A 20,951-nucleotide genomic window follows, 5' to 3' on the forward strand; every position below is an offset into this window, starting at 1 on the left:
CGCGCCATGCAACCTATCTGGCAGGAGAACGCCATGGCTTCTGTGGAAACCGGGGAAGTCGACGCCGGCACGGCATCGGACAGCGTCAGTCGCGCGCCGCTCGGCGGCATTCGCGTGATCGACGCCGCGACGCTGTTTGCCGGCCCGCTCGCGGCGACGATGCTCGCCGACTACGGCGCCGACGTGATCAAGGTGGAACATCCGACGGGCGATCCGGCGCGCAAGTACGGCGCGCGCCGCGACGACGTGCCGTTGTGGTGGAAGGTGGTCGCGCGCAACAAGCGGGCGGTCACGCTGAATCTCGGCACGGCCGACGGCCAGCGGCTCTTTCGCGAGCTGGCCGCGCAGGCCGACGTGGTGGTCGAGAATTTCCGGCCCGGCACGCTGGAGCGCTGGGGGCTCGGCTACGACGTGTTGTCCGCGATCAATCCGCGGCTCGTGCTGGTCCGCGTGACGGGCTTCGGCCAGTTCGGCCCGTATGCGCGCCGTCCCGGTTTCGGCACGCTCGCGGAAGCGATGAGCGGGCTGGCGGCGGCCACCGGCGAGGCCGACGGGCCGCCGCTGCTGCCGTCGTTTCCGCTCGCGGACACGGTGGCGGGGCTGACCGCCGCATTCGCGATCATGACCGCGCTGAAAGCGCGCGAGCGCACCGGACGCGGGCAGGTGGTCGATCTCGCGATCATCGAGACGATGCTCGCGGCGATGGGCGCGCAGGTCGCGAGCTACGACCAGACGGGGCGCGTGCCCGAGCGCGCCGGCAACCGCTCGCCGAACAATGCGCCGCGCGGCGTGTATCGCACGTCGGACGGCAAGTGGGTCGCGCTGTCGACGTCGGCGCACAGCATCGCGGAGCGCGTGATGCGGCTCGTCGGCCGCGCGGACCTGATCGACGAGCCGTGGTTCGCGAGCGGCGTCGAGCGCGCAAAGCATGCGGACGAACTCGACGCGGCGGTCGGCGGCTGGATCGGGCAGCGCACGCGCGACGACGTGATCGACGCGTTCGAGCGCGCGGAGGCGGCCGTCGCGCCGATCTACGACGTCGCCGACGTGCTGCGCGATCCGCAGTACGCGGCGCTCGGCTCGGTCGTCTCGGTACCCGACGCCGAACTGGGCGCATTCCGCACGCACAACGTGCCGTTCCGGCTGTCCGACACGCCCGGCGCGATCCGCTGGGGCGGGCCGTCGCGCGGCGCGCACAACGATGAAGTATTCGGCGCATTGGGACTGGAACAGCAGGACCTGGCCGACCTGACCGAACGAGGTGTGATTTGAAACAGAGCGCAACCTGCCGCAGCTACCTGTACGTGCCCGCGCACAAGACGCAGGTGGTCGAGAAGGCCTACGCGAGCGAGGCCGACGCGATCGTGCTGGATCTCGAGGACGCGGTGCCGGCGAGCCACAAGGTCGACGCCCGCCAGGCCGCCGCCGCGATTCTCGCGGGCGGCCCGCCGAAGCCGACCTACGTGCGCGTCAACCCGATCGGCAGTCCGTGGTGCCGCGACGACGTCAAGGCGATCGCGTTGCCTGCGTTGCAGGCGCTGCGTTTGCCGAAATGCGATTTCCCCGCGCACATCCAGGAGGTCGCGGGCTGGCTCGATGCGCTCGGCAGCGAAGCCGGGATCCAGATCCTGATCGAATCGGCGTATGGGGTGGAGACGGCTTACCAGCTCGCGACCGCGTCGCCGCGGCTCGAACGGATCGGGCTTGGCGAAAGCGACCTGCGCGCCGACCTGCGGATCGGCGTCGACAACTTCACGCTCGAAGTGTGCCGCGCGCGTTGCGTGGTGGCGTCGCGCGCGGCGGGGCTGAACGGGCCGATCCAGACGGTCTATCACACGCTCGGCGATCTCGACGGCCTGAAGGAATCGACGTTGCGCGCGAAATCGATGGGATTCGTCGGCCGCTTCGCGATCCATCCGTCCCAGCTTCCGGTCATCAACGCGGTGTTCACGCCGTCGGACGACGAAATCCGTGCGGCCGAGCGCGTGCTCGAGGCAGTCGATGCGGCGGACGATCAATCGTCGGTGTTCGTGCTGCCCGACGGCCGCGTGGTGGCGCCGCCGCTGATCGCGAACGCGCGCGTGACGCTCGCGTTGGCGACCCATCTGCGGCGCGACGGAGTGGCGGCATGAGCGCGCCCGATACGCTCTCCGCACCGGCCGCTGCCGCCAGGCCCGCGAGTCAGGATGGCATCGTCGGCGCGCTCGGCCGCTTCGCCGCGGCGGTGCGCGCCGACGGGCTCGCGCGCATGCTGCGCGTCGAGGCCGCCGCCCGCGTGCTCGACATGGTCGGCAACAGCCTGATCGCGCACGATGAACCCGTCGCGCAGTCCGTGCTGCAGGTCACGCGGCGCTGGGGCGGCCACGGCCGCGCGAGCGTGATCGGCGTGCCCGACCGGCTGCCGGCCGCGAGCGCCGCGCTCGTCAACGGCACGCTCGCGCATGCGATGGATTTCGACGACTCGCACATGCTGTCGGTGCTGCATCCGAGCGCGTCGGTGATTCCGGCCGCGCTCGCCGCCGCCCAGGCGAGCGGCGCGTCGGGTGCGGCGCTGCTCGATGCGATCACGGTCGGCACCGAGATCTGCATCCGGCTCGGCGTGGCCGCCTACAACGAGCGGATCGGCAATTCGGTGTTCTTCGAGCGCGGCCAGCACGCGACGTCGATCTGCGGGACGGTCGGCGCGGCCGCGGCCGCGGCGATGCTGCTCGGGCTCGATGCCGCGCAGATCGCCGCGGCGCTCGGCGTCGCCGCGAGCATGGGCGCGGGCCTGCTCGAGGCTAATCGCACCGGCGGCTCCGTGAAGCGGATCCACTGCGGCTGGGCCGCGCATGCGGGCGTGAGCGCGGCGGAGCTGGCGGGCGCCGGCGTGACCGCGCCGCCGACCGCGCTCGAAGGCCGCTTCGGCTTCTTTCACGCATGGTGCGGCGATCTGGCCGACGTCGACGCGGTGCTGCGCAACCTCGGCGAGGACTGGGAGACAAGTCGGATCATCTTCAAGCCGTACCCGTGCAACCACTTCACGCATCCGGGCATCGACGCGGCGCTGCAATTGAAGGCGCAGGGCGTGACGGCCGACGACGTGGTGTCGGCCGAGCTGCGGGTCGCGACGGCGACGCTGCGCACGATCGGCGAGCCTGCCGAGTTGAAGGCCAATCCGCCGAACGGGTATGCGGCGGCGTTCTCGGGGCCGTACACGATCGCGGCCGCGCTGCTCGGCGGCGGCGGGCTCGGCGTCTGGTTCGACGATTTCGACGATGCGCGGGTGCACGATTCCGCACGCCGGGCGCTGGCCGCGAAGGTGCGCTGCGTCGCCGATCCGTGGTGCGACGCGCGATTTCCGCAATGCCTGCCTGCCGTGCTGACGGTGACGTTGCGCGACGGGCAGGTGCGCGAGGCGCGCGTCGAGTCGAGCAAGGGCACCCGTACGCGGCCGCTGACCGAACAGGAACGCGTCGCGAAGTTCGTGCTCGCCGCGAGTTCGACGCTCGGCATGTCGCGCGCGCTCGAACTGCGCGACGCGGTACAGGCGCTCGTCGACGACACGCCGCTGGATGCGCTGGCCGCGCTGACGTCCAGCGTGCATTCGAACCGGAAAGGAGGAGAGCCATCTTGAACGCACCACGCTGGAACAAGCGGCCGCCCGGCTCGAACTGGGGCGATTTCGGTCCGGACGATCAGAAGGGACGGTTGAACTGGCTGACGTCGGACAAGGTACGGCAAGGCGTCGCCGAGGTGCGCGAAGGCCTGTCGTTCTCGCTGAGCCTGCCGCTCGACGTGCCGCGCGGCGGCGGGCTGAACGCGCGCCGGCGGCCGCCGGCGATCATGCCGGCGCTGCTCGGCGGCAAGCCGTACTTCGGCTATCGCGCCGACGAACAGGTGGCGAACGCAACCGATGTGGTGTGCGACGATTCGTTCTGCATGCATTCGCAGTTTTCGACGCAATGGGACGGCCTCGCGCACGTCGGCGGCGTCTTCGACGCGGACGACGACGGCGTGCCCGAAATCGTGTTCTACAACGGTTTCCGGATGGGCGAGCATCTGCGGGTGCCGCAGGAGGGCGACGCGACCGGCGGCGCGCGCGCGCTCGGCATCGAGGTGATGGCGCGCACCGGCGTGCAGGGGCGCGGCGTGCTGATCGACCTGCGGCATCACTTCGGCGACGCCCGCACGAAAATCGGCTACGCGCAGCTGATGCGCGTGATGGAAGCGGACGACGTGCACGTCGAGCAGGGCGACATCGTCTGCATCCACACCGGTTTCGCCGATCTGCTGCTGAACGACGAGAGCGGGTCGCCAGCGACCGTCGCGAGCGCCTGCGTGCTGGACAGCAGCGACGCGCGCCTGCTGCAGTGGATCGACGAGTCGCGGCTCGCGGCGCTCGTGGCCGACAACCATGCGATCGAGGAGCGGCCGCAGCATGCGCAGCCGCTCGCGCAACCGGGTGCGCTGATGCCGCTGCACGAGCTGTGCCTGTTCAAGCTCGGCATCCACCTCGGCGAGCTGTGGCATCTGACGCCGCTCGCGAACTGGCTGCGCGCGCATCGGCGAAACCGGTTCCTGCTGACCGCACCGCCGTTGCATATCCGCGGGCTGGTCGGTGCGCCGGTGAATCCGGTCGCGACAGTGTGACGCGCAGACGGCCGCTGACGGTGCGCGACGGGCCGGGGTGAACCGTCTCCATGCGTCGATCCGGAATCGTCGATTGAACCGATTATCGAAAAAATGACCGAAAACCGGCTCATTCAAATCAGAAACCGAATCAATGACGCGGGGTATATAAAAAATATTGAAACGTCAAGATTGGACTATTCTCGTTTATTGCACTAAATATCAGGGGATTTCCCCATTGCGATAATCGCGAACCGGGGATGGCGTTTAACCCGTTTAGTGGATGGTCACAATCATGAATCTACGTTCGATCGACCTGAACCTGCTGGTCATACTCGATGCGCTGCTGACGGAGAAACAGGTGACGCGGGCCGGCCTGAAGGTCGGCCTGACCCAGCCTGCCGTCAGCAATGCGCTGTCGCGCCTGCGCTATCTGTTCAAGGACGAGATCCTCGCGCGCAGCACGATCGGGATGGAATTGACGCCGCGCGCGCAGGCGCTGATCGCGCCGGTCCGGCAAATCGTGCAGCAAATCGAAGAATTATTTGAATCGGATTATCAATTCAACCCTTTTACGTCGGAGCGTCATTTTACGGTCCGAATGTCGGATCTCACCGAATTGCTGTTGCTGCCCGCGTTGCTGCGGCGCATGCGCACGACGGCGCCGAATATCAGCCTCGACGTCGTGCACCCGAGCGCGGCCAAGACGGCCGAAGCGCTCGAAGCGGGGCGGCTCGACATGGCGATCAGCGCGGGCCTCGAGCATGCCGGCACGCTGTCGTCGGAAACGGTGTTTCACGACCGGATGGTGTGCGTACTGAGCCGCAACCATCCCGATGCGGACAAGCCGCTGACGCTCGAACGGTTCCTCGCGCTCGACTTCCTCAACGTGTCGATCAACCCGGTCGACCACAGCCTGATCGACAACCTGCTCGCGAACATGGGCTGTACGCGCCGCATCGTGCTCAACGTGCCGCACTGGCTCGTCGTGCCGAACATGCTCGATGCGCTGCCGTATGCCGTGATCATGTCGGAGCGGCACGCGCTGAGCCTCGGCGATCCGCGTCTCGTGATCCGCGAGCTGCCGCTCGCGATGGAGCCGGTCACGTGGTCGCTGTACTGGCATCGTCGCTACGACGGCAGCAACGCGCATGGCTGGATGCGCCGCGCGATCCTCGCGGCCGCGGAATCCGTCGTGGACGACGTCACGGCCGATGCGTGCAGCGTGGGCTGAGCGCGATGCCGCGCGCCGCGGGCCGCGCGCGCGTCAGCCGACGACGAGCAGCGGCGGCAGCGTCGCGACGTCGGGCTGTTCATCGAGTCGCCACAGGACATCGAGTGCGGCACGCATCCGCGCCGCGCTCCAGTGCGGCCGGCAGTTCTTCACGAATTTCGCTTCGTAGTCCTCGCGCCGCATCGGTTGCGTCGGCGAGCCCGGCAGATCGTCCACCTGCTTCGTATGGATCGCGCCGTCGTCGCACACGGCCGTCACGCGATTCGGCGCATGCACGGGATAGCGGGCCGTGAGCGCCGGATCCGCGTGGACCGTGATGGTGCCGATCAGCGCGCGCAATGCCGGGTCGCGCAGTGCGTCGCCCGCATAGCTGCGGGTCGTGATGTCGCCGTCGAGCATGGCCCGCGCGACGATGTACGGCAGGCTGTGATCGGCGGTTTCGTGCGTCGACGGCGTCCATTTTTCCGGATCGCGACCGGCCGTCACGTAGCCGACTTCGGTCGTGTGGATCTCGATGCGCCGGATGCGCCGCAGGTCGCCCACCTGTGCGGCGACCGCGAGCGCGGCCGGAATCGCCGTTTGCGTGAGCCCTTGCGCCGGATAGAACTTCACGAAGCACCGGCCGATCCGGAATGCGCCGCCACGCCCGCCGAACGTGCCGGTGTCGAGCGTGAACGGCCCGGACACCTGCGCGAAGAACCCGGCCGCGCCCTCGAAGATCGGCGCGGGGCCGGTAAGGCCGGCGCCGGCGAGTTCGGTCGAAAACACCGCGTTGCGCGCCGCGTCGGCGTCGGCGAGCGCCTTCCAGTTGGTCAACTGCTGCACGCGCGTCTGGTTCAGCGCGAGATGGCTGTTGATCGACAGATTGACCGCCTGCACGAGTTGCGGCGCGGGCAGGCGCATCAGCTTGCCCGCGGCGAGCGCGACGGCCGGCAGGCTGTAGCAGGTGTGATCCCAGCCGCGCGGGCTGATCGCGGCGGCGTCCATCAGCCGGCACGCGATCTCGTACGCGATCGCGATCGACAGGATCAGGTCGCGGCCGCTGGCGTGCTGCGCTTCGGCGACCGCGAGACACGCGGCGACGTTGTCGCTCGGGTGCCCCGTTTCCTTGCCGGCATACGCGTCGTTGAAATCGAAGTAGCGCAGCGCCGTGCCGGTCGCGAATGCGGCGAGATCGGGGCGCGTGCGCCGGTCCGTGCCGATCACGGTCGACTCGCCGCCGGGCGACGCGAGCGCCGCGGTGCGCGCGATTCGCACTGGCGGCTCGTCGTGCGCGGCGATCGCGCAGCCCAATGCGTCGATCAGATGCGCCTTGATCGTTTCGACGGTCGCGGCGTCGAGGTCGCGATACTCCAGCCCGGCTGCGTAGTCGGCGAGTTGCCGGGCGAGTTCGGGCTCGCCGGCGTTCCGGGTATCGACGGTTGCGGCGGGTGCGGCCGCGCGGGCGTGAGCGAACGGCAACGCGACGGCAGCGCCGGTCAGCGCGGAAAGAAAGTGGCGGCGATTCATGGTTGGGGCTCCGAAGGTTCCAGGTGCGGGAAGAGGGCGGCGATGTCAGAACGCCTTGCGCAGGCCGAGCGCGACGCCTGCGCTGCCGGAGTGCTCGGCGGCGAGCGAATAGTGCAGAAAGTTGTAGTTGTCGTTGTCGAAATCGAGTGCGGCGCGGTGCGCGTAGCCGGCCGCCAGGTAGAGCGTCACGGTCTTCGACACGAAGTAGTTCAGCTGCAGCGTGACCTGCTGCGGACTGACGGGATGCGATGCCGGCGCTTGCGCATTCGCCGGATTCTGCGCGCGGATGTGTTCGTAATAGACGGCGCCGATCGCCTGCAGGAAATCGGTGATGCGATAACGGACGCCGGCCCACCAGAACGTGAAGTTCGTCACGACCGACGGTGTGGCGATGTCGCTGTGCGCGTGCTCGACGCCGGCCAGCAGTTGCGCGCGCCCGAGCGGGACGAGCGCGGAAGCGACGTAGCGGCGGAAATGCGCGAAGCCGCCGGGCCGCGGCGTGTGGACGTCGTCGAACGCCGCGGCGAACGAGAACGCGCTGCCCGCATAGTCGAAGCCCGCGCCGTACGCGGCGTTCGACTGGAACGCGCCGGCCGTGCCGCCGAGCGCATAGTGGGTCTCGAGCGTCAGCGCGCCGAGCTTCGTCAGGTACTTGACGACGTTGTTCTCGCGATAGTTGATGCCGACGATCGCGCCGTCCGGCTCGTACAGCGTCGAATAGGCGCCCGTCGGCGAATAGCGCTCCATGATGTCGAACAGCGTCGTGTACTGGCGGCCGAGCCGAAGTGCGCCCCAGCGCTCATGCTGCAGCGCGACCCACGCGGAGCGGTCGAAGCCGCCTGAGCCGGCCCCGGCGCCGTTGGCCAGGTTGATGCTGCTTTCCACGCGAAACGCCGCCTGCCAGCCGCCGCCGAGATCCTCGACGCCCTTCAGGCCCCAGCGCGATCCGCTCTTGCCGCCCGACGCCATCCGCACGAGCGACGCCGACGACTTGCCGTCGGGCGTGGCTTGGCCGGTGAGAAATTCGGTGTAGACGTCGGCGATACCGTACAGCGTGAGACTGGTCTGCGCGCAGGCGCCGGCCGATACGAGGCCCAGTCCGCACAATGCGAACATTCGCTTGCCCATGGGGCTGTCTCCTTGTTGGGGTTGTCGTTCGTGATGAGCGCCGCGCGGGTTGGCCCGCGCGGCGCGGCGTCGCTATCCGGGGCGGACGGCGAACGGCGCGTGCCGCGCCGGGCCGCTCGCGTGCGTCGCACGACGCACGCGGATGGCGTTGGGTGGTGAGAAGCCGCGATAGGGTGTGCGCATCGTCGGGGCGCGGGTCAGCGCGCGCGTGCGCGCACGGCCGCGTCGCGCGCGAGGACGCGCGTCGCTTGCGCGACGCCGGCCGCGTCGACCATCCGGCCGTCGATGCGCAGCGCGCCGCGGCCGTTGGCGCGCGCGTCGTCGTACGCGGCGAGCACGGCGCGCGCGTCGCGCACCGCGTCGTCGTTCGGCCGGAACGCGCGGTTCAGCGCGTCGACCTGCAGCGGATGAATGCAGGTCGCGCCCGCATAGCCGAATTCCGCTGACGCGTGCGCGATGCGCTCGAACGCATCGAGGTCGCGCAGTTCGTCGAGGCCGCCGAGCAGGCCGAGCGGCAAGATGCCGGCCGCGCGCGCGGCGATGATCAGCAACTGCTTCGGCACGCGCAGCACGTCGGCGCCGGTGCCGCTTTCGCAGTTCAGCGCGAAGTCGGCGCCGCCGAGCATCATCGCGACGACGCGCGGCGACGCGCGCGCGATCCGGTCCATCGCCTGGAATGCGCGCGGTGTTTCGATGATCGCGACGACGCGCGTGCTGCCGGGCGCGGCGCCGGCTTCCTCCTCGAGCGTGGCCAGCAGTTCGTCGATCGCCTCGACATGCGAGCCGCCGCGCACCTTCGGCAGCACGACGCCGTGCACGCCGGCCTGCACGGCCGCACGCAGATCGGGCACCAGCAGGTCGAGCGGGCCGTTGGCGCGGACCAGCACGTCGCGGCCGGCCGCGCGCAGCCTCGGCACGGCGTCGGCGAGGCCGTCGCGGGCGTCGTGCTTGCACGCGAACGGGACGCTGTCCTCCAGGTCGAGGATCAGCGCATCGGCTGCGCTGGTCGCGGCTTTCTCGACGAAACGGGGGACGTGGGCCGGGACGTAGAGGAGCGAGCGCCAGACCGGTTGGGGCGAGGAATTCATCGTTGTTCTCGTAAAATGAAAGTCACTTTTATTTTTGTGATCGATGGGCCCATTCGTCAAGATTATCGTTAACGCCTATATTTACGAGGAATTGAAAGAAGATGAACGAATGAAGCGCTGCGAATTCATGTTGATGTCACCGCCGTCCTGCGTATAATGAAAGTCACTTTCATTTTGTGGTGAACCCCGGGCGCGCCGTTCACGCCGCCCGGCACAGCGCGAGGCGGACATGAGTAAGGTGGAGACGAGCAATCAGGCAGAAGGCGGCGTGGCCGCGGTCAATCGCGCGCTGACCGCGCTGCTGGCCTTCTCCGGCGCGCCGGGCGGGCTGATGCTCGCGCAGGTCAGCGACGCGACGGGGCTCAACATGAGCACGCTGCTGCGGATGTTCGAGTCCCTCGAACAGTTCCGATTCATCAAGCGCCTGCCCGACGGGCGCTACGTGCTGGGGCCGGCCGTGTTCCAGCTCGGCGTGATGTACCGCGAGTCGTTCCAGCTGCGCGAGTACGTGATGCCGATCCTGTCGACGCTGTCGGTGCAGACCGGCGAGACCGCCGCGTTCTACGTGCGCGAAGGCGACCAGCGCGTCTGCCTGTTCCGCATCCAGGCGCAGCGCGCGGTGAGCACGCATCTGCGCGAAGGCGACCGCTTTGCGCTCGACGTCGGCGCGGCGGGGCGCGTGCTGCTCGCGTTTTCCGGCACGCGCGGCGGCGAGTACGAGAAGACGGCCGAGCAGGGCTATGCGGTGTCGATCGCCGAGCGCGATCCGGAGAGCGCGGCGATCGCGTGTCCGGCGTTCGGTGTCGGCCGCGTGCTGAGCGGCGCGATCTCGCTCGGTGTGCCGCGCTATCGCTTCAACAAGAAAGTGCTGGCCGATTACCTGCCTTATGTGCAGGCCGCCGCCGCCGAGCTCACGCACGTGCTCGGCGGCGATCTGCCCGCGACGGGCGCGGCGTTTCCCGCGACCGACCAGCTCGGCGCGCTGCTCGAGTAGCGCCGGCGCGCGCCTCCCTGACCGACCGACAACTACCAGGAGACATCATGTCCGTACCCGACCCGCAGGCCGCTCGCGCGGCCGGCGCGCATCGTCGCGCGTCCACCGGCCCGATCCATCCGAAATCGTTCGATGCAGACGCCGCCGGGCCGCTATCCGGCGTGCGCGTGGTCGATCTGTCGCGCCTGATGGCCGGCAACATGCTGAGCGTGCAGCTGGCCGACTTCGGCGCGGACGTCGTGAAGGTCGAAAGCGAGCGCGGCGATACGCTGCGCGCGGTCGGCGCGGGCGGCATCAGCACGAACTGGAAGGTGTACGGACGCAACAAGCGCAGCGTGTGCGTCGATCTGCGCACGCCGGAGGGCGTCGACATCGTGCGCCGGCTGGTGCGCGACGCGGACGTGTTCGTCGAGAGCTTCAAGCCCGGCGTCGCGGAGCGGATGGGGCTCGGCCCGGACGACCTGCTCGCGATCCGCCCGGAACTCGTGATCGCGCGAATCTCCGGCTGGGGGCAGACCGGGCCGTATCGCCACAAGCCGGGCTTCGGCACGCTCGCCGAAGGTTATGCGGGCTTCGCGGCGATCAACGGGTTCGCCGATCGCGAGCCGGTGCTTCCGCCGATGTTTCTCGCCGACATGACGGCCGGGATGTCCGGCGCGCTCGCCGTGCTGGTCGCGCTGCATGCGCGCGGCGCGCAGCGGGCGGCCGGGCAGGTGATCGACGTGTCGCTGTTCGAGCCGCTGCTGTCGATCCTCGGGCCGGCCGCGGCGAACTACGTGATGACCGGCGAGATCAAGCCGCGTACCGGCAGCCGCTCGACGAACACCGCGCCGCGCAATGCGTATCGCACGCGCGACGGCAAATGGCTGTGCCTGTCGAGTTCGACGCAGGCGATGGCCGAGCGGCTGTTCCGCGCGATCGGCCGCGCGGACCTGATCGACGATCCGCGCTACGCGACCAACGTGCTGCGCGTGCGGCACGCGCATGAGCTCGACGCGATCGTCGGCGAGTTCATCGCCGCGCGCGATCTCGACGCCAATCTCGCGTTCTTCGAGGAAGCGGGCGTCACGGTCGGGCCGATCCAGGACATCGCGCAGATCGTCGCGGATCGCTACGTGATCGAGCGCGAGGCGCTGGTCGAGCTGCCCGACGACGACGTCGGCAGCCTGCCGATGCACAACGTCACGCCGCGTCTTTCCGGCACGCCCGGCGCGTTCCGTCGGCCCGCGCCCGCGCTCGGCGAACACAACCGCGAGATCCTGCAGCCGCTGCTCGGCGAACATGAATACGCGCGACTCGCCGCGCTGGGCGTGATTCGTTCGCAGTGAGCGGGCCGCGCACCGGCGGAGACCGGATGCGGCAGACCTTGGAAGAAGGAGACATCATGAATCCGCGTTGGACCCATCGACCGCCCGGCTCGAACTGGGGCGATTTCGGCCCGGACGACCAGAAGGGGCGCCTGAACTGGCTGACGCCGGACGCCGTGCTGCGCGGTGTCGCGGAAGTGCGCGAAGGCCGCGTGTTTTCGCTGAGCCTGCCGCTCGACGTGCCGCGCGGCGGCGGACTGAATGCACGGCGGCGGCCGCCTGCGATCATGCCGGCGCTGGTGGGCGACAAGCCGTACTTCGGCTATCGCGCCGACGAACAGGTGGCGAACGCAACGGATGTCGTCTGCGACGACGCGTTCTGCCTGCATTCGCAGTTCTCGACGCAATGGGACGCGCTGTCGCACGTCGGCTCGCTGTTCGATCCGGCCGGCGACGGCGAAAAGGCTCGCGTGTTCTACAACGGCTACCGGATGGACGAGCATATCAGCGTGCCGGAGGCGGGCGCCGCGCAGGGCGGCGCGCACGCGCTCGGCATCGAGGTGATGGCGCGCACCGGCGTGCAGGGGCGCGGCGTGATGGTCGACCTGCGCCGCCACTTCGGCGACGCGCGACGCAAGATCGGCTTCGACGACTGGATGGCGGTGCTGCGCGCGGACGGCGTGACGGTCGAGCGCGGCGACATCGTCTGCGTGCACACGGGTTTCGCCGAGCTGCTGCTGGCCGCCGCCGAGCGCGGCGAGACCGGTGCACCGCCAGCATGCTGCGTGCTGGACGGCGCCGACGAACGTCTGCTGAACTGGATCGATGCGTCGGGGCTCGCCGCGCTGGCGGCCGACAACCACGCGGTCGAGGAACGCCCGCGCGATGCGCCGCCGCGTGCGCGGCCCGGCGCGCTGATGCCGCTGCACGAGCTATGCCTGTTCAAGCTCGGCATCCATCTCGGCGAGCTGTGGCACCTGACGCCGCTCGCGGACTGGCTGTACGCACACCGCCGCCACCGCTTCCTGCTGACCGCGCCGCCGCTGCATCTGCGCGGGCTCGTCGGCTCGCCGGTCAATCCGGTCGCCACCGTGTGATTGCCTGCCGCGCGGCCCGGGCCGCGCGCCGATCGACGTCCCGCGCGCCGCGCGGGCGGACTACCGAGGACACGCCATGTCAGACTCTGTTGCGGCATCGCTCGCCGCGCGCATCGACCGCCTGCCCGCGACGGCCGGCATCTGGAAGCTCGTGCTGTTCCTGAGCGTGGGCGGCTTTTTCGAGGTCTACGATCTGTTCCAGATGACCTATCTGCCGCCCGGGCTGATTCGCGACGGCATCTTTCACACCGGCGCACGCGGCGTGCTCGGCATGTCGGACCAGGGCGCGCTCGGCGCGGCGACGTTCATCGGACTGTTCGTCGGCGAGATGTTCGTGTCGCGCCTGGCGGACCGCTATGGGCGCCGCGCGCTGTTTACCGGCGCGCTGCTGCTCTATACCGTCGCGAGCCTGGCGATGTGCGTGCAGTGGAGCGCGATCGGCGTGCTCGTGTGCCGCTTCGTCGCGGGCTGCGGCGTCGGCGCGGAGCTGATCACGATCGGCGCGTTCCTGACCGAGCTGGTGCCGAAGGCGGTGCGTGGCCGCGCGTTCGCCGTCTGCTTCGCGGTCGGGTATCTGGCCATGCCGGTGCTCGCGTTCGTATCGTGGCTGTGGGTGCCGCACGATCCGTTCGGCTGGTCCGGATGGCGCTGGGTCGTGCTGCTCGGCGGAAGCGGCGCGGTGGCCGTCTGGTGGCTGCAGGCGCGCCTGCCGGAGTCGCCGCGCTGGCTCGTCGGCGTGGGCCGCGAAGCCGAGGCCGAGCGCATCGTCGCGCAACTCGAACGGATCGTGGCGCGCGAATCGGGGCGGCCGCTGCCGGCGGTTCGGCTACCGGCCGCCGCCGTGCCGCCCGCGCAGCGCGCGCCGTCGATGTGGGATGCGCGGCACCGCGGCCGCACCGCGATGCTGATCGCGTTCAACGGATTCCTGAGCATCGGCTTCTTCGGTTTCAGCCAATGGCTGCCGACGCTGCTCGCCGCGCAGGGCGCGACCGTCGCGAAGAGCCTCGGCTATGCGTTCGTGATCGCGTTCGCGTATCCGGTGTCGCCGCTCGTCGCGGGCCTGCTCGCGGATCGCATCGAGCGCAAGTGGTTGATCGTCGCGTCGGCGTTCGGCGTCGCGCTGTTTGGCAGCGCGTTCGCGATCTCGGCGCAGGCGCCGTTCGTGATCGCGTTCGGCCTGCTCGTCACGCTGGCGAGCACGGTGCTCGCGAGCAACGGCACCGCGTACCAGTCGGAACTGTTTCCGACCGCGATCCGCGGGCGGGCGCTCGGCTTCGTGCATTCGATCGGCCGCCTGACCGGCGCGGCCAGCAGTTTCATCGTCGCGCTGCTGCTCGAGCGCGCGGGGGTGTCCGCGGTATTCGCGCTGATCGGCGGCAGCATGCTGATCGTGATGCTGGCGATCGGCGCGTTCGGGCCGCGCACCAACAACCGGTCGCTCGACGATATCCCGGACGAGGAAGCCGATGCGGCCGCGGCGAAACGGCCGGCCAGCACGCTCGACGTGCTGCCGACGCGCCGTTCGTGACGGCGCGCATGCGATCGCGCAACGGCGGCTACGCGCTCATCGCCAGCGCATTCGCGCCGACGTGCCACCGCAGGCATTCGACGACGAGCGCGTGATTGTCTTCGGAGCCGAGCCCCGCGATCGTCATCGCGCCGACGATGCCGGCGCCGGCGAGCCGCAGCGGCACGCCGCCGCCATCGAGCGCGTAGTCGTCGTCCGACAGGCCGTGCGCGCGCAGCGACCAGCCGGCACGCCGGAAGCACGCGCCGACCGCGAGCGAACTCTGGCCGAAACGCAGCACCGTGTTCTGTCGGCGGCGGATCGCATCGCTGTCGTGCGCGTCGCTGCCGTCGAGCGCGCAGTAGAACAGCGGCGCCTGCCCGCCGACGATGCCGACCGCGATCGGCAGCCCGCGGCGCGACGCGAGATTGACCGCGATTTCTCCGATGCGGCGTGCGACGGCTGCATTGAAGTGCGGCAGCGCCGGGTTCGACGCATCGTCGTCGAAGGCGTGGGGGTCGAGGCGAAAGGGGGGCGTCACCATGGCGGCTCCGTCGCGTTGCCGGCACTGTACGCGCGTGCCGGGCGTCGCATCGTCACGGGCCGCGCGCGAGCCCGTCTTTCGTTCAGTGCTTCGGCGTGTCAGCGCTTCAACGTTTGGGCGCCGCGTCGAGCATCCACTCGTGCGCGGGATCGTTCTTGAACGCCCACGCGCGGCTCGGGCCCGCCATCACGTTCAGGTAGTACAGGTTGTAGCCGTGCGGCGCGACGACCGGGTGATAGCCGCGCGGCACCATCACGACGTCGTGGTTCTCGACCGCGCACGCCTCGTCGAGGCTGCGGTCGTCGGTGTACACGCGCTGGAACGCGAAGCCCTGCGGCGGATCGATCCGGTGGTAATAGGTTTCCTCGAGCGACGTCTCGTCGGGCGCCGCGTCGCGGTCATGCTTGTGCGGCGGATAGCTGCTCGAATGGCTGGCCGGCGTGACGACTTCGACGACGAGCAAGCGGTCGGCGGCCGGGTTGTCGCCCATCAGGATGTCGCACACGTAGCGCGTGTTGGTGCCTTGCCCGCGCACCGAGCGGCGCATCCGTTCGCCGTCGAGGCGCTGAACCCGCTTGTCGCCGCTCGCGTACGGCGCGGTGCACAGCGCGACTTCCGCATCGCGCGTCGCGACCAGCGTGACGGTCTTGCCGCCCGGCACGTACAGCGCGTCCGGCGACACGTCCTCGAACACGCTGTCGCGCTTGCCGAGCGTGTCGTACGTCTCGCCGTCGACTTCGGCGCGCACCGTGCCCGTCAGCACGACCACACACAATTCGCGCGTGCCGGTGTCGAGCGTTTCGGTGTCGCCGGCCTTCAGGCGCAGCGCGCGAAAGCCGACGTGCTTCCAGCCGGCCGATTCGGGCGTCACGTTGCAGATCTCGCGGTCGGCGGATGCCTTGACCAGCAGGGGAGAAATCGTCATGAAATAAGTCTCCGCAATAGGGTGGGGCGCGAACGCTCAGGCGCTTGCGTGCGAACTCACGCGCTCAACCGGTCGACGATCGCGCGCAGCGATTCGTAGCCCTTCTTCGCATACGCATAGCTCGGCGCGACGGCCGGGTCCTGCTCGGCCTCGACGACGAGCCAGCCTTCGTAGCCGGCGTCCTTCAGCGTGCGCAGCGTCGCGTCGTAGTCGAGCGCGCCGTCGCCCGGCACCGTGAAGGTGCCGTTGATCACGCCGTTCAAAAAGCTCCAGCCGTCGTTGCGTGCCTTGCTGACGACCTGCGGCCGCACGTCCTTGCAATGCACGTGCGCGACGCGCGACACGTGCTTCTGCAGTAGCGCCACCGGGTCGGCCGCGCCGCCGAAATACGCGTGGCCGGTGTCGAACAGCAGGAACACCTTCGCGGGATCGGTCAGCGCCATCAGCCGGTCGACGTCGTCCGGCGACTCGACGTACGCGCCCATGTGGTGATGGTAGGCAAGCTTGATGCCGTACGTGTCGAGCAGGTGCGCGCCGAACGCGTCGAGGCGCGCCGCATAGCGCCGCCACGCTGCATCGTCGACGAAACGCGGCCGCTTCGCGACCGGCGTGTCGATGTTGCCCTGGATCGTGCCCGCGCATTCGCCGTACACGACGACCTTCACGTCGTTGTACTGCAGCTTCGTCATATGCGCGCGGCAGCGCTCGATTTCGGCCGCGACTGCATCGGCATCGGTCATACCGGGCGCGACTTCCGCGAGGAAGCCCGAATACCAGCCCGACACGCACACGAGCCCGAATTCGGCGAGCTTCGCCTTCAGTGCGGGGCCCGTCTTCGGAAACTTGTTGCCGAGCTCGAAGCCCGCATAGCCGATTTCGGCGCCTTCCTTCAGCGCCGTCTCGAGCGGCGTCTCGCCGCCGAGCGACGGCAGGTCGTCGTTCATCCACGACAGGGGATTGATACCGATGCGGACGTTCCAGCTCATGACGTGCTTCCTTGATTCGAATGTTGTTGTGTCGGCGCGGCCGATGGAAAGGGGCGCGGATCAGCGCCGCTGGCGGGCCTTCGCGTCGAGATACGCGCGGTGCGCCGCTTCGACGCCGGCGCGTTCGGACACCTGCGGCACCGCGACTTCCCACCATGCGCCGCCGTCGTCGGTCGTGCGCTGGTGCGTGGTGTCGATCACGAGCACCTGGCTCGTCGTCGCCGCCCGCGCGCGCTTCATTTCGTGGCGCAGCTCGCCGATGTCGCGCACGTGCACGGCTTCGGCGCCCATCGCGCGCGCATGCATCGCGAAGTCGATCGTCGAGCGTTCGCCGCCTTCGGGCACGCAGTCGTCGAGCATGTTGTTGAAGCTCGCGCCGCCGCAATTGAGTTGCAGCCGCTCGATGCAGCCGTAGCCGCGGTTGTCGAGGATCACGACGATGAGCTTGCGGCCGAGCATCACGGAGGTCGCGAGCTCCGCGTTGAGCATCATGTACGAGCCGTCGCCGACGATCACGATCACTTCGCGCTCGGGCCGCGCGAGCTTCGCGCCGAGGCCGCCCGCGACCTCGTAGCCCATGCACGAATACGCATAGTCCATGTGGTAGTTGCCCGGCACGCCGCTGCGCCACAGTTTGTGCAACTCGGCCGGCAGCGTGCCGGCCGCGCAGACGACGAGATCGTCGCGCGCGCTGTCGCGTCCCGCGTCGGCCGCGGAGTCGCGCACTGCGCCGATTACTTCCGCGTCGTACGGCAGCGTGTCCTTCGGAATCCGGGTGGTCAGGTCCGTCACGCGCGCGTTCCACGCGGCGGCCTGATCGCGGTTCGCGGCGGTCCACGCCGGGTCGGCGCACCAGCCGGCCAGCGCGGCCGACAGCTGGCCGAGGCCCGTGCGCGCATCGGCCACCAGTTGCCGGCCGCGTTTCTTGCCCGCGTCGAACGGCTGCACGTTCAGGCTCAGCAGCGTCGCGTCGCCATAGAGCGCGTGCGAGCCGGTCGTGAAATCCTGCAGCCGCGTGCCGACCGCGAACACGACGTCGGCCTGCGCGGCCGCGCGGTTCGCGGCGGGCGAGCCCGTCACGCCGATCGAGCCGAGGTTCAGCGGGTGATCCCACGCGAGGCTGCCCTTGCCGGCCTGCGATTCGGCGACCGGCACGCCGTGCGTGTCGGCGAACGTGCGCAGCGCATCCCACGCCTGGCTGTACAGCACGCCGCCGCCCGCGACGATCAGCGGCTTCTTCGCGGCCTTCAGCACGTCGAGCGCATCGGCGAGTTCGAGCGCGTCGGCCGGCGGCCGGCGCATCCGGATCACCGGCGGCGCGAAGAAATCCTCGGGCCAGTTGTACGCGAAGGTCTGCACGTCCTGCGGCAGCGCGAGGCACACGGGCCCGCATTGCGCGGGATCGGTCATCACCTGGATCGCGCGCGGCAGCGCGACGAGCAGTTGCTCGGGCGACGTGATGCGGTCGAAGTAGCGCGTGACGGGCCGGAAACAGTCGTTCGCGCTGACGTCGCCCTGTTCGAAATCCTCGACCTGCTGCAGCACCGGGTCGGGCAGCCGCGACACGAACACGTCGCCGGGCAGCAGCAGCAGCGGCAAGCGGCCGACATGCGCGAGCGCGGCGGAGGTCAGCATGTTGGTCGCGCCGGGGCCGATGCTCGACGTCGCGGCCATCATCCGCTGGCGGAAATGCGCTTTCGCGAACGCGACGGCCGCGTTGGCCATCCCTTGCTCGTTGTGCGCGCGAAACGTCGGCAGCCGGTCCTTCTCCGCATGCAGCGCCTCGCCGAGCCCGGCCACGTTGCCGTGGCCGAAGATCGCGAACACGCCGCCGCAGTACGGCAGGATCTCGGTGCGGCCGTCGGGCTGGACGACTTCGGCGCGCAGGGCGGCCAGGTAGCGCACGAGCGCCTGGCTGACGGTCAGTCTTACGGTGGTGGTCATCGTCGGTCGATAGAGAAGAGTCGGGTGGTCGTCACGGGCACATGCATCAGGCCGCGGCGGCGGCGCGCGCGGCGGCCCGGCGGCTCAGCCACGCGTCGACCAGTTGCGCGAAGTTGCCGGCCACTTCGTCGGTCAGCGCCTGGTCGTCGATCCGGCCCGCGAACCAGTTCAGCGACGCATCGGCCCACAGCGTGCGCCCGACCATGAAGCCCTTGACGATCGGGTTGGTCGCCGAGCGGAAGCTGTCGACGAGGTATTGCAACGGCTGGTTCAACCCGAGGATCACCGCGCCACGGCAGTACGGGTCGCGCTCGGCGATCAGCGCGGCGAGCCGCGCCCAGCCGTCGGCGCTCAGCGGCGTGAGCTTCCACCATTCCGGCTTCACGCCGAGGTTGTAGAAGCGCGCGACCGTGCGCAGCACCGCGTCGTCCTCGGTGCCGGCCGGCGTCACCGCGCGCGGCGGAATCATTTCCAGCAACAGTTCGTTGCCGCTCGCGCGCGTGGCTTCCCATAGTTCCAGCACGCGCTGCTCCTGCTCGACGCGCAGGTCGACGTGGTCGTCCGGGTGATAGTGAACGAGGCACTTCACGACCTGTTCGGTCGGCCAGTGCGTGAGCGACGAGCCGACCGAACGCGTGTCGTCGAACCGCAGCGGCCGCGAGCCCGGCAGCTCGACCGGGCGGCCGACCCACCAGCCGCGCCCGGTGGCCGACGCGAGCGCGTCGCTGCCGTACGCGCCGCCGTCGATCAGCACGCCGACGTGGCCGGCGATCCCGCGCTCGCGCTCGACCTGTTCGACCGCGCGTACGAGCAGGCGCTTCAATGTCTTGATCCGCGCTTCGTCCGCGCCGGCCTGCACCGCCAGCTCGTAGAACTGGCTGCGGTGGTCGAACGCCATCACGCACAGGTCGTCCCATTCGCGGCGCGGCACCGTCACGCGATGCAGGTGCGCGAGCGTGCGGTCGGCGTCGACCTGCGGATTGCGGCTGCCGTCGAACCAGTGCGCGAGTTCGGCCGGCGTCGGCATCGCGGCCGAGCACGCGTGGCGCGACACGACGATCGCGCCGCACGCGTTCGCGATGCGCGTCGATTCGGCCCAGTCGCGCCCGCGCAGCAGCCCCGACAGCAGGCCGGACAGGAACGCGTCGCCCGCGCCGAGCACGTTGAGCACCTCGACGCGCTCGCCGAGAAAGGTCGGCGCCTCGTCGATGCGCGCGGGAATGTCGCCTTCGATCACGCAACAGCCGAGCGCGCCGCGCTTGACGACCAGCGTCGCGTTCGTGATCGCGCGCACCGCCTGCAACGATGCGATCAAATCATCCGGCACACCGCCCGCGATCAGGAATTCCTCCTCGGTGCCGACCAGCAGGTCGAATTCGCCGAGCACCTGCTGCAGCTGCCGCGTGACCTGCGCGTCGGGCACGTAGCGGTTTTCGCCGGCGCCGCGCGCGGTCAGCCCCCACAGCACCGGCCGGTAGTCGATGTCGAGGATCCGCACGGCGCCGTGGCGGCGCGCATACGTCAACGCGGTCAGCGACGCCTCGCGCGTGCCCGGCGTCGACAGGTGCGTGCCGGTGATCGCCAGCGCGCGGCAACCGGCGATGAAGTCCTCGCTGATCTCGTCGGCACGCACGGCCATGTCCGCGCAGTTCTCGCGCACGAACAGCAGCGGGAACGTATCGCGATCCTTGAGCCCGAGCAGCACCAGCGCGGTGAGGCGCTCGCGGTCGGTCTGCAACTGGCTCGTGTCGCAGCCTTCGCGCTCGAGCGTCTCGCGCAGGAAGCGGCCCATCTGCTCGTCGCCGACGCGCGAAATCATCGCGGTCTTCAGCCCGAGCCGCGCGACGCCGAACGCGACGTTGCCGGACGAGCCGCCGAGATACATCTGGAAGCTGCGCGCGTCCTCGAGGCGGCTGCCGTACTGCTGCGCATAGAGATCCACGGCCACGCGGCCGAGGCAGGCGAGATCGATGGGGCGGTCACTCGGAAAGTTCAGCAGGCTCATATCACGTGTCACGCTCGCGGCCGGCGTTCGGCGCTGCCGGCAGATTAGGGGACCGATCCGGTGGCGGCTGTC

Annotated in this window: 17 protein-coding genes; 9 read left to right on the forward strand and 8 right to left on the reverse strand. The window is 69.6% G+C overall.

Features of this window, described 5'->3' with window-relative positions:
• Positions 1-33: 33 nt before the first annotated feature.
• From HWX55_RS04670 to HWX55_RS04690, 5 genes are all read left to right on the forward strand, one after another.
• Entirely contained in the window at positions 34-1,272 is a 1,239-nt protein-coding gene (locus tag HWX55_RS04670) for a CoA transferase (protein ID WP_175974363.1), read from the forward strand.
• On the forward strand, positions 1,269-2,132 hold the full coding sequence (locus HWX55_RS04675) for a CoA ester lyase (protein WP_175974365.1): 864 nt from the start codon (positions 1,269-1,271) through the stop codon (positions 2,130-2,132). The genes HWX55_RS04670 and HWX55_RS04675 overlap by 4 nt, the downstream gene beginning before the upstream one ends.
• Entirely contained in the window at positions 2,129-3,616 is a 1,488-nt protein-coding gene (locus HWX55_RS04680; protein WP_175974367.1) for an MmgE/PrpD family protein, read from the forward strand. Before HWX55_RS04675 ends, HWX55_RS04680 begins: the two co-directional genes overlap by 4 nt.
• Complete coding sequence (locus HWX55_RS04685) at positions 3,613-4,632, forward strand: cyclase family protein (protein ID WP_175974369.1); 1,020 nt, start codon at positions 3,613-3,615, stop codon at positions 4,630-4,632. The genes HWX55_RS04680 and HWX55_RS04685 overlap by 4 nt, the downstream gene beginning before the upstream one ends.
• A gap of 274 nt (positions 4,633-4,906) precedes the next feature.
• The gene (locus HWX55_RS04690) at positions 4,907-5,845 is read left to right on the forward strand and encodes a LysR family transcriptional regulator (protein WP_175974371.1); all 939 of its coding nucleotides are present in this window, start codon (positions 4,907-4,909) and stop codon (positions 5,843-5,845) included.
• Positions 5,846-5,878: 33 nt separating this feature from the next.
• Here HWX55_RS04690 and HWX55_RS04695 read toward each other — a convergent pair whose 3' ends face one another.
• The 3 genes from HWX55_RS04695 to HWX55_RS04705 all read right to left on the reverse strand — a co-directional run bounded on the left by HWX55_RS04695 (position 5,879) and on the right by HWX55_RS04705 (position 9,570).
• The gene (locus HWX55_RS04695; RefSeq protein WP_175974372.1) at positions 5,879-7,354 is read right to left on the reverse strand and encodes an MmgE/PrpD family protein; all 1,476 of its coding nucleotides are present in this window, start codon (positions 7,352-7,354) and stop codon (positions 5,879-5,881) included.
• 45 nt (positions 7,355-7,399) lie between these two features.
• Positions 7,400-8,482, reverse strand: a complete 1,083-nt coding sequence (locus tag HWX55_RS04700) for a porin (protein ID WP_175974374.1) — start codon at positions 8,480-8,482, stop codon at positions 7,400-7,402.
• A 197-nt stretch (positions 8,483-8,679) separates the two neighbouring features.
• On the reverse strand, positions 8,680-9,570 hold the full coding sequence (locus HWX55_RS04705) for a CoA ester lyase (protein WP_175974376.1): 891 nt from the start codon (positions 9,568-9,570) through the stop codon (positions 8,680-8,682).
• 229 nt (positions 9,571-9,799) lie between these two features.
• Here HWX55_RS04705 and HWX55_RS04710 point away from each other — a divergent pair, with 229 nt between their 5' ends.
• From HWX55_RS04710 to HWX55_RS04725, 4 genes are all read left to right on the forward strand, one after another.
• Entirely contained in the window at positions 9,800-10,564 is a 765-nt protein-coding gene (locus HWX55_RS04710) for an IclR family transcriptional regulator (protein WP_175974379.1), read from the forward strand.
• Positions 10,565-10,611: 47 nt separating this feature from the next.
• The gene (locus HWX55_RS04715) at positions 10,612-11,892 is read left to right on the forward strand and encodes a CoA transferase (RefSeq protein ID WP_175974381.1); all 1,281 of its coding nucleotides are present in this window, start codon (positions 10,612-10,614) and stop codon (positions 11,890-11,892) included.
• A 56-nt stretch (positions 11,893-11,948) separates the two neighbouring features.
• Positions 11,949-12,968 (forward strand): cyclase family protein, encoded by a 1,020-nt coding sequence (locus HWX55_RS04720; protein WP_175974383.1) that lies wholly within the window; start codon positions 11,949-11,951, stop codon positions 12,966-12,968.
• A 76-nt stretch (positions 12,969-13,044) separates the two neighbouring features.
• Positions 13,045-14,496: an MFS transporter gene (locus HWX55_RS04725; RefSeq protein WP_175974385.1), complete on the forward strand. Its 1,452-nt coding sequence runs from the start codon at positions 13,045-13,047 to the stop codon at positions 14,494-14,496.
• 28 nt (positions 14,497-14,524) lie between these two features.
• Here the strand turns inward: HWX55_RS04725 and HWX55_RS04730 are convergent, their stop codons facing one another.
• The 5 genes from HWX55_RS04730 to iolC all read right to left on the reverse strand — a co-directional run bounded on the left by HWX55_RS04730 (position 14,525) and on the right by iolC (position 20,879).
• Positions 14,525-15,019: a heme-degrading domain-containing protein gene (locus tag HWX55_RS04730; protein WP_175974387.1), complete on the reverse strand. Its 495-nt coding sequence runs from the start codon at positions 15,017-15,019 to the stop codon at positions 14,525-14,527.
• Between the two features lie 106 nt (positions 15,020-15,125).
• Entirely contained in the window at positions 15,126-15,944 is an 819-nt protein-coding gene (gene iolB, locus HWX55_RS04735) for a 5-deoxy-glucuronate isomerase (protein WP_175974389.1), read from the reverse strand.
• A 56-nt stretch (positions 15,945-16,000) separates the two neighbouring features.
• Complete coding sequence (gene iolE / locus HWX55_RS04740; RefSeq protein ID WP_175974390.1) at positions 16,001-16,930, reverse strand: myo-inosose-2 dehydratase; 930 nt, start codon at positions 16,928-16,930, stop codon at positions 16,001-16,003.
• Positions 16,931-16,990: 60 nt separating this feature from the next.
• Positions 16,991-18,874 (reverse strand): 3D-(3,5/4)-trihydroxycyclohexane-1,2-dione acylhydrolase (decyclizing), encoded by a 1,884-nt coding sequence (gene iolD / locus HWX55_RS04745; protein ID WP_175974392.1) that lies wholly within the window; start codon positions 18,872-18,874, stop codon positions 16,991-16,993.
• 46 nt (positions 18,875-18,920) lie between these two features.
• Positions 18,921-20,879, reverse strand: a complete 1,959-nt coding sequence (iolC, locus tag HWX55_RS04750) for a 5-dehydro-2-deoxygluconokinase (RefSeq protein ID WP_175974394.1) — start codon at positions 20,877-20,879, stop codon at positions 18,921-18,923.
• Positions 20,880-20,951: the final 72 nt, after the last annotated feature.

The sequence above is a fragment of the Burkholderia sp. BCC1047 genome (genome assembly GCF_902833155.1).
Taxonomy (GTDB): domain Bacteria; phylum Pseudomonadota; class Gammaproteobacteria; order Burkholderiales; family Burkholderiaceae; genus Burkholderia; species Burkholderia sola.

Bases quoted from the DNA above. Each gene is read 5' to 3' on its own strand.
- HWX55_RS04670 (WP_175974363.1), top strand. From the start codon at position 34: ATGGCTTCTGTGGAAACCGGGGAAGTCGACGCCGGCACGGCATCGGAC.
- HWX55_RS04680 (WP_175974367.1), top strand. From the start codon at position 2,129: ATGAGCGCGCCCGATACGCTCTCCGCACCGGCCGCTGCCGCCAGGCCC.
- HWX55_RS04690 (WP_175974371.1), top strand. From the start codon at position 4,907: ATGAATCTACGTTCGATCGACCTGAACCTGCTGGTCATACTCGATGCG.
- HWX55_RS04695 (WP_175974372.1), bottom strand. From the start codon at position 7,354: ATGAATCGCCGCCACTTTCTTTCCGCGCTGACCGGCGCTGCCGTCGCG.
- HWX55_RS04700 (WP_175974374.1), bottom strand. From the start codon at position 8,482: ATGGGCAAGCGAATGTTCGCATTGTGCGGACTGGGCCTCGTATCGGCC.
- HWX55_RS04705 (WP_175974376.1), bottom strand. From the start codon at position 9,570: ATGAATTCCTCGCCCCAACCGGTCTGGCGCTCGCTCCTCTACGTCCCG.
- HWX55_RS04710 (WP_175974379.1), top strand. From the start codon at position 9,800: ATGAGTAAGGTGGAGACGAGCAATCAGGCAGAAGGCGGCGTGGCCGCG.
- HWX55_RS04715 (WP_175974381.1), top strand. From the start codon at position 10,612: ATGTCCGTACCCGACCCGCAGGCCGCTCGCGCGGCCGGCGCGCATCGT.
- HWX55_RS04720 (WP_175974383.1), top strand. From the start codon at position 11,949: ATGAATCCGCGTTGGACCCATCGACCGCCCGGCTCGAACTGGGGCGAT.
- HWX55_RS04725 (WP_175974385.1), top strand. From the start codon at position 13,045: ATGTCAGACTCTGTTGCGGCATCGCTCGCCGCGCGCATCGACCGCCTG.
- HWX55_RS04730 (WP_175974387.1), bottom strand. From the start codon at position 15,019: ATGGTGACGCCCCCCTTTCGCCTCGACCCCCACGCCTTCGACGACGAT.
- iolB (WP_175974389.1), bottom strand. From the start codon at position 15,944: ATGACGATTTCTCCCCTGCTGGTCAAGGCATCCGCCGACCGCGAGATC.
- iolE (WP_175974390.1), bottom strand. From the start codon at position 16,930: ATGAGCTGGAACGTCCGCATCGGTATCAATCCCCTGTCGTGGATGAAC.
- iolD (WP_175974392.1), bottom strand. From the start codon at position 18,874: ATGACCACCACCGTAAGACTGACCGTCAGCCAGGCGCTCGTGCGCTAC.
- iolC (WP_175974394.1), bottom strand. From the start codon at position 20,879: ATGAGCCTGCTGAACTTTCCGAGTGACCGCCCCATCGATCTCGCCTGC.